The organism is Mesomycoplasma hyopneumoniae J (assembly GCF_000008205.1).
Lineage (GTDB): Bacteria > Bacillota_I > Bacilli_A > Mycoplasmatales > Metamycoplasmataceae > Mesomycoplasma > Mesomycoplasma hyopneumoniae.
In genome coordinates this window covers 727177-740663 of the sequence record NC_007295.1, presented here as the reverse complement: position 1 = coordinate 740663, position 13487 = coordinate 727177, and the positions used below count along the sequence as shown (strand labels likewise).

9 protein-coding genes are annotated in these 13487 nt (G+C 26.8%); 7 read left to right on the top strand and 2 right to left on the bottom strand.

Annotated features, from left to right (window positions below):
- The first annotated feature begins 164 nt into the window (after positions 1–164).
- The 4 genes from MHJ_RS03025 (at position 165) to MHJ_RS03010 (ending at position 4668) form a co-directional block, all read left to right on the top strand.
- The gene (locus MHJ_RS03025; protein WP_011284308.1) at positions 165–1529 is read left to right on the top strand and encodes a dihydrolipoyl dehydrogenase; all 1365 of its coding nucleotides are present in this window, start codon (positions 165–167) and stop codon (positions 1527–1529) included.
- A 277-nt stretch (positions 1530–1806) separates the two neighbouring features.
- The gene (locus MHJ_RS03020) at positions 1807–3672 is read left to right on the top strand and encodes an AAA family ATPase (RefSeq protein WP_044284700.1); all 1866 of its coding nucleotides are present in this window, start codon (positions 1807–1809) and stop codon (positions 3670–3672) included.
- A gap of 20 nt (positions 3673–3692) precedes the next feature.
- Entirely contained in the window at positions 3693–4433 is a 741-nt protein-coding gene (locus MHJ_RS03015) for a hypothetical protein (protein ID WP_044284699.1), read from the top strand.
- Positions 4414–4668, top strand: a complete 255-nt coding sequence (locus MHJ_RS03010) for a hypothetical protein (protein WP_044284698.1) — start codon at positions 4414–4416, stop codon at positions 4666–4668. Before MHJ_RS03015 ends, MHJ_RS03010 begins: the two co-directional genes overlap by 20 nt.
- Before the next feature lie 129 nt (positions 4669–4797).
- Here MHJ_RS03010 and MHJ_RS03005 read toward each other — a convergent pair whose 3' ends face one another.
- Positions 4798–5460 carry a S1C family serine protease gene (locus tag MHJ_RS03005; protein ID WP_002557698.1) on the bottom strand — a complete coding sequence of 221 codons (663 nt, stop codon included), beginning with the start codon at positions 5458–5460 and terminating at the stop codon, positions 4798–4800.
- 634 nt (positions 5461–6094) lie between these two features.
- On the opposite strand from MHJ_RS03005, the gene MHJ_RS03955 reads away from it, so the two are divergent.
- Both MHJ_RS03955 and MHJ_RS02995 read left to right on the top strand, forming a co-directional pair.
- Positions 6095–7528: a hypothetical protein gene (locus tag MHJ_RS03955; RefSeq protein ID WP_081430770.1), complete on the top strand. Its 1434-nt coding sequence runs from the start codon at positions 6095–6097 to the stop codon at positions 7526–7528.
- Between the two features lie 61 nt (positions 7529–7589).
- The gene (locus tag MHJ_RS02995; protein ID WP_011284302.1) at positions 7590–9269 is read left to right on the top strand and encodes a hypothetical protein; all 1680 of its coding nucleotides are present in this window, start codon (positions 7590–7592) and stop codon (positions 9267–9269) included.
- A 434-nt stretch (positions 9270–9703) separates the two neighbouring features.
- Here MHJ_RS02995 and MHJ_RS02990 read toward each other — a convergent pair whose 3' ends face one another.
- Positions 9704–11362 carry an IS1634-like element ISMhp1 family transposase gene (locus MHJ_RS02990; protein ID WP_011284262.1) on the bottom strand — a complete coding sequence of 553 codons (1659 nt, stop codon included), beginning with the start codon at positions 11360–11362 and terminating at the stop codon, positions 9704–9706.
- Between the two features lie 642 nt (positions 11363–12004).
- On the opposite strand from MHJ_RS02990, the gene MHJ_RS03950 reads away from it, so the two are divergent.
- The gene (locus MHJ_RS03950; RefSeq protein WP_044284697.1) at positions 12005–13438 is read left to right on the top strand and encodes a hypothetical protein; all 1434 of its coding nucleotides are present in this window, start codon (positions 12005–12007) and stop codon (positions 13436–13438) included.
- The last annotated feature ends 49 nt before the right edge of the window (positions 13439–13487 follow it).

Here is a 13487-nt window from a genome sequence, read left to right as displayed (position 1 = left end):
ACTTTGTAGCTATAATTATACCATATTTTCAGTTATTTTTTAGTAATTTTTGAATTTTGTATTTTTTATATAATAAAATTCAAAAATTAGTTATAATTAGTAGTAATACTAAAAATAAAAAAGTCAAAAAAAAAAAAAAAAAAAAACAGAAAAAGCTGGAAAAAATGCAAAAATACGATGTAATTATTATTGGTGGTGGCCCTGGGGGTCATTCTCTAGCTGCTATTTTGGGTAAAAATGGTAAAAAAGTTGCGCTTTTTGAGCAAGAATTTCTCGGAGGAACTTGTGTAAATTGAGGATGTGTTCCTACAAAAACAATTCTTAAATCAGCAAAAATTAAATCTTATTTTGATAATGCAGAAAAATTTGGATTAAATTCAGTAGCGAAATTTAATTTTAAGCAAATTTTTCAAAGAGCAAAAAATAATTCACTAAAATTACAAGGCTCAATTTTAGAAACATTAAAAAATTCTGGTGTTGATTTTTATAATAAAAAAGCAAAAGTTACATCAAATCATACAGTTTTAGCAGAAAATGAAGAATTTTTCTTTGAAAAATTAGTTATAGCAACAGGCTCTAAACCAAGAAAAATTAAAATTGAAGGTGCTGAAAAAGCAAATTTAATTACTTCTGATGATTTTTTTAAAGGCAAAATTGAATTTGATGAACTAACAATCATTGGCGGTGGGGCAATTTCGCTTGAATTTGCAGTTTTTTATGCTAGTTTTGGGGCAAAAATTACAATAATTGAAGGAAATGATCGTGTTTTTGCCAATTTTGATAATTCAATTGCCGAGGCGGCAAATTTTGTTTTAGACAGAAACAAAGTGAAAATTTTTACTAAAACAAAAGTCAAAAAATATGAAAATGGGCAACTTTTACTTGAAAAAGAAGACAAAATTTTTGCTCATACAACCAAAAATATTCTTTTGGCAATCGGTCGTCAGCCCCAAAATGAGGCATTCTCTGGTTTAAAAATTGATCTAGATAACCGTGGATTTCTAAAAATCAATAAATTTATGCAAACTTCAGTTCCAAATATTTATGCAATCGGTGACATTACGGGTCAAATGATGCTTTCATCAACTGCCTACAAACATGCTGATATTGTTGCAAAGCACATATTATTCGGTAGTTCTGATGAAGAATTTAGCGCAGAATTGATTCCTTGGGCAATTTATTCAATTCCGGAAATTGCTTCTGTAGGGAAGACAGAAAAACAATTATTAAATTTGGATGTTGATTTTCAAAAAGCAAAAATTTTTGCAAAAAATTTGCCCCGTGCCCACGCTAATGGCGAAATTGAGGCCGGTTTTATTGAGTTATTCTTCCATTCTAAAACTTTTGAAATTCTTGGATGTAACATTTTCCTTGAAGAGGCTTCGCTTCTAGTCAATCAAATTGCCCTTGCACTTTCACAAAAATTAACAATTTTTGACTTGCAAAAAATGGCTTATACCCATCCGAGCCTTAGCGAGGCATTTTATTATCTTTGTCGAAATATTACCTTTTCAAATCTTAAAAAATAAAGAGGATTTAAAAATTTATTTTTTAAATTTTTCTTGTTTTGCTTGCTAATAAAAAAATATCCATTAATAAAAGGATATTTTTTTATTAGTTTTAAAAAATCAATAAATTAGGTTTATTAATTTTTTATAAAAATATGAAAATTCTATATTTTTTTCTATTTTTTTCTATTAAATAAAAAAAATTATAGAATTACTTGCAAAAAAAAAAAAAAAAAAAAAGTAAAATTAAATTTTAAATTAATATTATTAATAATTACACTTAATAACTAACGGAATTATGGCTAGAAAAACTGAAAAACAAAAACAGAAAATTATTGCAGATAAACTCACAGAAGAGCAACAAAATGTTGTTAATTTAGCATTAAAAGGGGAAAATATCCTAGTTGATGCTTGTATTGGAAGTGGAAAAACAACAGTGATTCAGGTTCTCTGCGACAAATTTCCTATTGATAAAAGAATTTTGTACTTAACTTACAACAGACTATTAAAAGTTGAAGCTAAAAACAAGATTAAAAACAAAAATGTTATGGTACAAAATTATCACGGATTTGCATATGGATTTTTGCGAAGAAATGGTATTAATTCTTCCCCTGCAGACTCAATTAGAATATTTTTAAGAAATAACATTTCTGTTGGCGCTTATGATGTTCTACTAATTGATGAATATCAAGATATTACTGAAGAAATATCTTGGTTATTGGAAAAAATAAAACAAGAAAATCCTAATATACAAATTGTTGCAGTTGGAGATATTAGTCAGAAAATTTACGATAATACAAAATTAAATGTTACTGATTTTATTGATAAATTTTTAGGATCATATAAAAAAATTAGCTTAACATTTTCCTTCAGAATGCCAAAAGAACACGCTAATATGTTGGGTCGAATTTGGGGTAAAACAATTAATGGAGTCAACAAAAATTGTCAAATCCAATATATGGAACTGGAAGAAATTAAGGAGTTTTTGGCTACACAAAAACCTGCTGATATCTTATGTTTAGGGCCAGGACCCTGAGTTAATGATGAAATGACAGAAGTTTTAAATTATCTTGAAGAAAATCATAGTGATATTTTTAATAAAAAAACCGTTTATGCTTCTATAAGAGATAGAGACGCAAATTTGTCGCCCAAAAAAAATTCGGCTATTTTTACAACATATGATAGCTCAAAAGGATTGGAAAAACCTATTTGCGTTATTTTTGTTTTTACCATAGATTATTGACAAAAGCGTTTAAGTCCAATTACAGCAAATTATGAAATTGTAAAAAACATATTTTGTGTAGCAGCAAGTAGAGGGAAAGAAAAAATTATCTTTTCAAATCCAAAAGACGAAAAGGAACTATTAAATGAAGAAATCATCAAACAATCCAAAAATTTAGTAAAATTAAACAGTGATTCATTTTGAATGTCTGATATGTTTGATCACAAGTATGATATTGATCTTCAGAATATGTTCAAAATGCTTGAAGTAAAAAAAATTAAAACCGAAGATACAACCGAAATAAAAGTACAAACACACGATGATTTAATTGATCTTACACCATGTGTAGGGATCTATCTTGAAGCATCTTATTTCGATGATTGGGATATAGATAAAGAAATTAGGTTTTTTATCAATTTTTTTGAACAACGTTATAAACACCGACCAGCAAAAATAAAAAAGCTAAAACAGAACTATGAAGATTATATTAGTGAAAGAAATTCAATAAAAGATTTAACACTCTTTCTTGTTTATTTGGAAACACAACAAGAAAGATACATTAAACAAGTTTCACCCGATTTTGTTGATGATAATGCTGTTGATCAAATGCATAAAAGATTATCAAAAGTGCTTGAAAAAGACGAGATAATTCAACAAGAATGTTGGTTGGAATTTAGTGATAATAATCTTAGAATAAAAGTTCAGGGAATCGCTGATGTTATCAAGAATGATATAGTTTATGAACTTAAATTTGTTAGTAATTTAACAACTGATCATTTTTTACAAACTGCTTCATATATGCTAGCCTTAGAAAAGGAAAAAGGTATATTGTGGAATATTAGAAATAACGAAATGCATGAAATTCAAATCAAAAATCGAGAAGAATTTAGCGAAAAACTCGTACAAACAATTTCAAAAGGAGCTTATAAACCTAATACGTAAAAAAGAATTTGAGGAATCAGATGGAAGCAATTAAAAAACAAAAAATTACTAACGTGAATAAAAACATTGCTGTAATTGATGTAGAAACAAACTATCAAAGTGAAGTTTTTTCCGTTGGAGTCGTAATTGCTGATAGCACTGATTTTCAATGATTTGATAAAGAATATTGAATAATAAAAAACAATTTAACAGTAGGTGGAATGTATGCCCGTAATATTTTAGCTCCCCTTCCTCTTGAATTTAAACAAGATGCTAATGTTGTTCAAACACGCGAAGAAATGATTGTTCAACTAATTTATTTCTTGAAATCTAATGAAGTCAAAAATTGGTTTTCATATACAAAATTTGATTTTAGACATTTGCCTGAATTGCACAAGTCATTCAAGCATAACGATATTTCTATATTCGCTAAAAACAAACAATTTAACAAATATATTCAATTAAATGCAGAAACAAGTAAAAACGGCAATTTAAAAAGAGGATGAAAGGCAGAAGATATATACAGAATGTTAACCAAAGATGAAAATTATTTAGAAACACATAATGCCTTACTTGATGCAATTGATGAATTACGAATTATGGAATTATTAAACTTAGATATTGAAACATTTCTAAATCCAAATAAAAATAAAGAAAAAACAACTAGCCCAAAAAAAATTAATTTGTCAAAAGCAAGTATAAACAAAAAAAACACTCTTAAAAGTACAAAAAGTACAAAAAGCAAAAATTTTTGCAAAAAATTTGCCCCGCGCCCACGCTAATGGCGAAATTGAAGCCGGTTTTATCGAGTTATTCTTCCATTCTAAAACTTTTGAAATTCTTGGATGTAACATTTTCCTTGAAGAGGCTTCGCTTCTAGTCAATCAAATTGCCCTTGCACTTTCACAAAAATTAACAATTTTTGACTTGCAAAAAATGGCTTATACCCATCCGAGCCTTAACGAGGCGTTTTATTATCTTTGTCGAAATATTACCTTTTCAAATCTTAAAAAATAAAGAGGATTTAATAATAGTTTTTGCGCACTACAATTTCTTACTAGAGTAAAACTTAATCACAAATTTTAATAATTTGGAGTATATTAATTTAATGGTTTTTGATAGTAAATAATTTAGAATATTAAAAATTTAATTTGAATTTAAAAACTCTTTTATTTGACTTGAAGGGAGAAAAAAAGAAATACCTTGAACTGGTTTTTCATTTATAAGGCGAAAAGTCATTATCCCAATTACTTTGTTTTTAGTATTTAAAACAGGTCCGCCACTATTTCCTGGCTCAATTGTGATACTAGTTCGAACAAAACTTTGATTTGCTAATTTATTAGTTCCTGAAATAATGCCTTTGCTGATTGTCAAGCCAAGATTATGTGGGTTTCCAATTGTAAAAATTTCATCGGCATAATTAAAATTTTCTTCTATTTCAAGATTTTTAACTTGTGTGTTTAATTGCAAACTTAATATGTCATAGTTTTGTGAAATTTTTATAATTCTGGTTTTTTTATAGTCTTTTTCATTTGCAAGCCGATAAAAAATATCAATTTCATCGCTATTTTCAAGAATGTGTTTATTAGTAATAATTTTATTATCTATAACAAAACCGGTAGCAAAAGAAATTTCCTCATTTTTTTGAATCTTAATTTCAACAATTGACTTTAAAAGACTTTCAAGATTAACTTTTGGATTCAGTTTTATTCAATTATTTGTTAGCAAAGCAACGTTTGCCAACAAAATTCCAAGATTTAGAGCCAAAAATAAACCAATAAAGCCGTATTTTTTAGTAAATTTTTTCATTTTTATTTAAAGGTGTCTTATAAATAACAAATTTAAGGTATATTATAACCTAAAAGTATTTAAAAAGCTCTGATTATGTCACAGAATATTAAAACTATTATAATTAAAGTTAATAATTAAAATGTGCAAAAAGTTAAAAGGTTCAATTCTAAAAAAAAGGAGTATTCATAATTTTGTGTTTTAAATTTTTATGGATTTTTCAAATAGAAATTTAATTTAATTTTACATTATTTAACCGATTAGGGAAAATAATTTCTAATTGTTTTTTAATTATATTTCAATTTCTTATTAAATTGTTTCATATACATCCAAAATTGACTCTTTGTGTCTATTTTGCATTTTTCTTTTTTATAAATTTGGCTAAATTCTTCTGTAAAATCCAAAATTACGATTTTTAACCTTTAGATTTGACAATTTTAATGTACTTAAATTTGTCTTCAACTGTGAATCTGTATTGTTTATTTTGACACACTTTTTTGAAGATGTCTGAAATTAGTATACTAATTTGTATTAATTTATTTTTTTAAAATACAATATTTTTAAATGATATTTTCAGAAAAATTCTTAAATACATTTATAATTATATATCAATAATAATTTTAAAGATTAAAGAATATATAAATAAGGAAAAAACATGAAGAAAAAACTGAAACTTTTTAAGTTTATCACTAATATTGTCGGTTTCTTTTCACTGACACTAAGTGTTTTTGGCCCTCTTTGACATTTTCAAAATACAAAAAGCTATTCAGATTTTAAACTCGAAACCCGTGATATAGATTTATTAAATTCAAAAAAACCGCTAAATTTTGATGATTTAGTCCAAATTGTTTCAGCCAAAAACCAACAAAATTCGCTTGTTATCAACGCAAATATTAAAAAAACCCAAACACATCTAAACAAAACAAGCACTCATTCAGAGACTCCTAATTTAGATGATATTAAAATTCAAATTAATCAAGATGGTCAGGTAATTTTAAATAGTGCTTCACTTGAATTTGTTAACAAAAAAGCTGAACTCTATTTTGAAAAAGGTATACCAAAACTAAAATTTGAAGGTCACGTTTTTGACTTTAGAGAACTTCAAAATCAAACTCGGGTTGAAAAAACCTTCTTTTTCCTTCTTCCTTTTATTCCATTTATTACAAAAGCTGTTGCAGCTGCCATTGCTGCAGTAGCAGCAACAACAGCTACTGTAGCAGCTGTAAAAACTGTTCCAAAAGTTGTTGATAGCCTACGTAGATGAATTGATAACGGCAGAAGTGAGTATTCGCCAGTTGATTATAGCCCGATTATTTCAAGAACTGAAAGCTCAATTGTGGTTGACTTAGAAAAATTGCCAAAAGAAAAAGGCGAGTCTAGCATTAAAACAAAAGCAAAGGCAACGACTTTAAAACTTTCTATTGTAAAAGATAAAGAAAAATTAGAAAAATACACGGGAATCCATCTTGCTTGATTTTTTAATTTTCAGACTGAAAACTTAAAACCTTATTTTGTTATTAGTCAGGAAGAAATATCAGCAACTCAAGCCTGAATTTTAGCCGTTGGGAGTTTGCTAGCCCAATCAGTATTAACTCAAATTGTTATTGATAATTTGCTGCCTAGTTGAATAAAAGATGAAATGAATCAAGATGACCGCGATTATATCAGGGAAAAATTAAATTCCCCTATTGATTTTTATTCAAATGATCGATTAGTTATGTGAGATTTGGCTGAAAAAACAAAGGATACAGCAAATTTGATTCTAGGAAATGGAAGGCTAACAGATCCAAATAATAATTTAAATAAAGATATCGGTTTTACTAAAGATCGCTTTGTTGTTGGGGAAGGGCTAGCTAATGATGCTATTGATTGAACTAACCCTAAAAATGAGTTTGATATTCAACCAAGTAAAGCTCAAAATAATCAATCATACGTCAAAATATATTTTCCCAGTTATCATGTAAGGAGATTAAGAATGATAGGGAATGAAAAAAGGGGCATAAAGCGCGAATTTATAAAAAGAAAAAAAATGTTAAATATTGAAAAGGTGCATTTTTTATATGGAAAAGCTGATAAATTCATTATCTAAGGCAAAAAAACAGTTAAAAAAACTAAAATATATAGAAGTTAATATTAAAAGTCGTTGTTCAATTCGAAACATAGTTGAGCATGAAATTCATTTATCGTCTAATTGTGATTATGAGTATTATTATGAAAATTTTTTATTATATTACCTTAGTAATGGCTTCTATCCTAACCCAATTGAAAGAATTATTAGTTTAAATTATAAACAAGAAGATTATATTTATAATTTAAAACTAGAAGATATCACAAAAAGTGCATTTTTCTCCAAAAGACTCAATAATTTCCATTTTTATAATGATATTAGGTGTTTAATTGGCGGTTGAGCAAACAATGAATATTGTGAAAAAAATGGAAAAGAAAATTTTGATTTTATCGATGAACTTCGTCCTTCCTATGATTTATACGACGGTAAAAGTTTTGAAGAAGTTGTTGCTGTTGTCTTTGAAAACTTTGATGATATTGAAAGATGCGAATTTTCAATCTCTTATCCGGCTGTCTTTTCAAAAATGTTTAAATCAAAAAGCGAATTAAGAGAAATTGAAGCTTTAATTATTAAGGAAATACAGGAAAGTGTTCCTTATGCAAAACCAAAAAATTTAGCAAATTATCACGAAAAAATCTTTGATTTTTTATCAAATAGATATGAATATAATTCAAAGTTTGTAGATATAAATAAACCATATTTAGGGCAAAATGTAGAAAATATTTACAATTTGTTATTAAAAGAGAATTATAATTTTAGTGAAAAAACCCAAATTCAACCAATTCAAAATGTATTTACTTTTGAAACTTATGAAAATTTGCTTAAAAAATTTGAAAAATACGGGATTAAAAAGCTTAACTTAAATATTGAAAATCGTGATAAATTTATTCTTAGTTGATTTGATAAATTTGGCCCAGAATATCGAAAATATTGCATCGAACTTTTTGGTAAAAGAGGCCAAACTTATTATGATAATTTGAATAATTGAACAAATAAAATTGAATTAATCTATTTGTTGCAAATTTTATTTGGCCCAAAATATGAAATTGAAGATCAATATTTTTACCCCAATAAACCTGATTATTTAATTCTGCCAAGATGGGGGAAATTAAAACTTGAAAATTTCGAAATTTTTTACTTTGGTGGGCAAGAATACGGACTTTTTGATGAAATAATTTCCCAATTTGATTCAAAAAAGCCAGTTTTTTGATTTAAACCATCTTACTACTCCGTTGATTGTGGAGGCGAAGGATGAATTTTGCCAATTGCATTAAAAAATTTCATTTTATTGTATGTTGATAATCAAAAAATTTATTACTGATTTGGTCATTCAAATTTATATGATAATATTTATCAAGGTAAATACGAAATTTTAAAATATTATTTTAAACAAAAATTGGTCAAACTTGAACAAGATATTTTTCTGCGTGATGGCATAGATCCCGAATTTTTTGTTTCTAGATCACCAAGGTATAACAATTTATCTAAAAATGTGATTGAATCATCGAGGGAAGAATTAATTTTATATCGGGATGCATTGAATAAATATCTAAAAGAAATAGACCATGAATTTGATCGTTTTACAGACTTTCTAGAAAATACTAATTTATATAGCCAACAAGAAAAAGAATTAATTCTAGAAGAACACCCTCCCTTTTCTAGGGATTTGGATGGCAGAGATCAATATTATGAAGAAATTGCAAGAGTAGATTTTCGCGGTCATAAAAATAAAAAATATCTTGAGATAGAAGGGGAATCGTAGATCTTTTTATTAATTAATAAATTTAAAGACAAAAGATTTAAGTTTATTTTTAAAATTTTTAACTTGTTTTTCATTTTTATCAATTTAAAAATAGTAATTTTGATAGTTGAAATTATGTTTATTTGCAAAAATGTGCCTGAATTTTAGTGTAATTTATTTTTTGCAATTGATTAACATAATAACTTATTCCTTTAAAATATAATATTTTTAGGTATTTTCCCTAAAAAGTTTTTAATATATGTTAAAATTTTAAAACTAAAAAAAGTGAGTGTTCATAATTTTGTGTTTTAAATTTTTTAGGGATTTTTCAAATAGAAATCTAATTTAATTTTACATTATTCCCGAGTTTCCCAGTTTGATGAGATAATTTTAAAAAAGTGTCCGGTTTCCCGTGCTTTTTTAAGTTTTTTGCCAAAAGTTAATTACCTATTTTTTTACTGATTTATTAAGATATCAAAGTAGAAATCATACCTATTTCAAATATTGGGATCACTAGGAACACCATCGCGATTTTTAAATATCATTTGTTGATCTAAAGTGTTAAATTCAACCCTTTGTCTTAATTTTTGCAACATCGTTACTAAACCAACTTCAGTTAATTGACTGTTTGCAAATAACTTGTTATCACTAATATGTTTGTTGATTTTAAAAATTATAGTTTTTAAAATAACTAATGAGATAAAGCACAAAAATGTATGAGCTAGGATATGCTCATCTATTCTTAAAAATACAGGACGAATATTCAATAAACCTTTTAGACTTCTAAAATTAGCTTCAATATTTCACTGTTTTTGGTATTTTTCAACTATGTCTAAGACATTTAAATTTAGTATATTTGTTTCATAGACATAGTAACCATCAAATTGTTTGTCCTTGTCAATTTTACTTTGATCTAATTCAAATTTCATGTTTGAAATTTCCCTAAAATATTTAGGTTTTTTACCAAACAATTTGTTTACTTCAATAAAACCATCTTTATTTTGTTTTTTAATAAAACTTTGGATTTGCTCTTCGCGAGCCTTGCTGTCTTTTATTGCTCTTTTTTTACTGTAAGTAATAATTCTTCTTCTAATATTTTCAGTGTATCTTTTATTTTTATAAGATGAATAAAATTCTTCTTTTTTATACTTAAAATCTGCATTTACATCAACATAATCGCTAGGATCTAATAAATAATTTTTAAATTTTTGACTGCCTATCTTTGCACGATAAGAAATAATGAAATTATATTCTTTTGATTCAAGAAATCGAATATTTGCAGCAGTGGACATGCCACGGTCAGCAATTATTGTCATATTTTTGATATTATATTTGGATTCAATATCTAATACAAAAGGGATTAGCGTACTAGAATCGGCTGTATTTCCTTTAAAAACTTTAATATGAAAAGGAATGCCATTTTTATCGCATGCTAAAGCAATGACAATTTGATCTTCTTTGAATTTAGCATCTTTAGAATAGCCAGGAATTCTTAATCCATTTCCTTCAAATGTCTCAAAATAGACTGTTGATGCATCAAAATAAAATTCATTGTCCCTTTTTCCAAGCTCGCTTATAACCATTTTGTTAAGACTATCTAAAAGTTGATTTTGTGATTCATAGACAAGATCTAAGAGTCTATAAAAGCTATTTTTGGAAGTATTTATTTGATTTGAGTAATCATCCTTTTTATCAAAAGCATTAATAATGCTACCAGGATCAGTAATTCGCTTTGAAATTAAGTAGTTAAAAATTTGTTTCATATTTTTATGTCTACTTTTAGGAAGTGATTCAAAAATATTGTGCTTTTCAATAAGTTTTTCAATTAATTCCCCACCAATAAAAACCGAACCTTCGATTATGGCGGAATTTTTAATAGAATCAAGTAAAGTAGTCTTGATTTTATCTTTGTCATCTAAATTTGAAAACAATTTCAATTTTTCTTTGATAATTTGAATAGCATTTGGATTAATTTTTTCCAAAGTTTGCACATTTCCTATACTAAATCAACGTTTTGGAGCTTTCCCATAACCTTGTGTTCAGCCAACATATTTATATATTTTATCTTTTGAAGATCCTCAAACATTAAACAAAATCAAATTATGCTTTTTCATAATTTATAATTATACCATAAAATTACTTTAAAATTGTAATTAATTGTAATTAATAAAAATTAAGGTTTTACGGGTAAAAAACACCGATTTACGGGGATTTCTGCATATTCATATTCACTAAAAAGTGAATTTTTGCCATCAAACTGGGAAACTCAGGAAAAAAAGTGAGTGTTCATAATTTTGTGTTTTAAATTTTTATGGATTTTTCAAATAGAAATCTAATTTAATTTTACATTATTTAACCGATTAGGGAAAATAATTTCTAATTGTTTTTTAATTATATTTCAATTTCTTATTAAATTGTTTCATATACATCCAAAATTAACTCTTTGTGTCCATTTTGCATTTTTCTTTTTTATAAATTTGGCTAAATTCTTCTGTAAAATGTAAAATTGCAATTTTTAACCTTTAGATTTGGCAATTTTGATACACTTAAATTTGTCTTCAACTGTGAATCTGTATTGTTTATTTTGACACACTTTTTTGAAGATGTCTAAAATTAGCATACTAATTTGTATTAATTTATTCTTTTAAAATACAATATTTTTAAATGATATTTTCAGAAAAATTCTTAAATATATGTTATAATTTTAAATCAATAATAATCTTAAAGATTAAAGAATATATAAATAAGGAAAAAACATGAAGAAAAAACTGAAACTTTTTAAGTTTATCACTAATATTGTCGGTTTCTTTTCACTGACACTAAGTGTTTTTGGTCCTCTTTGACATTTTCAAAATACAAAAAGCTATTCAGATTTTAAACTCGAAACCCGTGATATAGATTTATTAAATTCAAAAAAACCGCTAAATTTTGATGATTTAGTCCAAATTGTTTCCGCCAAAAACCAACAAAATTCGCTTGTTATCAACGCAAATATTAAAAAAACCCAAACACATCTAAACAAAACAAGCACCCATTCAGAGACTCCTAATCTAGATGATATTAAAATTCAAATTAATCAAGATGGTCAGGTAATTTTAAATAGTGCTTCACTTGAATTTGTTAACAAAAAAGCTGAACTCTATTTTGAAAAAGGTATACCAAAACTAAGATTTGAAGGGCACGTTTTTGACTTTAGAGAACTTCAAAATCAAACTCGGGTTGAAAAAACCTTCTTTTTCCTTCTTCCTTTTATTCCATTTATTACAAAAGCTGTTGCAGCTGCCATTGCTGCAGTAGCAGCAACAACAGCTACTGTAGCAGCTGTAAAAACTGTTCCAAAAGTTGTTGATAGCCTACGTAGATGAATTGATAACGGCAGAAGTGAGTATTCGCCAGTTGATTATAGCCCGATTATTTCAAGAACTGAAAGCTCAATTGTGGTTGACTTAGAAAAATTGCCAAAAGAAAAAGGTGAGTCTAGCATTAAAACAAAAGCAAAGGCAACTACTTTAAAACTTTCTATTGTAAAAGATAAAAAAAAATTAGAAAAATACACGGGAATCCATCTTGCTTGATTTTTTAATTTTCAGACTGAAAACTTAAAACCTTATTTTGTTATTAGTCAGGAAGAAATATCAGCAACTCAAGCCTGAATTTTAGCCGTTGGGAGTTTGCTAGCCCAATCAGTATTAACTCAAATTGTTATTGATAATTTGCTGCCTAGTTTAATAAAAGATAAAATGAATCAAGATGACCGTGATTATATCAGGGAAAAATTAAATTCTCCTATTGATTTTTATTCACATAACGAATTAGTTATGAGAACTTTGGCTGAAAAAACAAAAGATACAGCAAATTTGATTCTAGGAAATGGAAGGCTAACAGATCCAAATAATAATTTAAATAAAGATATCGGTTTTACTAAAGATCGCTTTGTTGTTGGGGAAGGGCTAGCTAATGATGCTATTGATTGAACTAACCCTAAAAATGAGTTTGATATTCAACCAAGTAAAGCTCAAAATAATCAATCATACGTCAAAATATATTTTCCCAGTTATCATGTAAGAAGATTAAGAATGATAGGGAATGAAAAAAGGGGCATAAAGCGCGAATTTATAAAAAGAAAAAAAATGTTAAATATTGAAAAGGTGCATTTTTTATATGGAGAAGCTGATAAATTCATTATCTAAGGCAAAAAAACAGTTAAAAAAACTAAAATATATAGAAATTAATATTAAA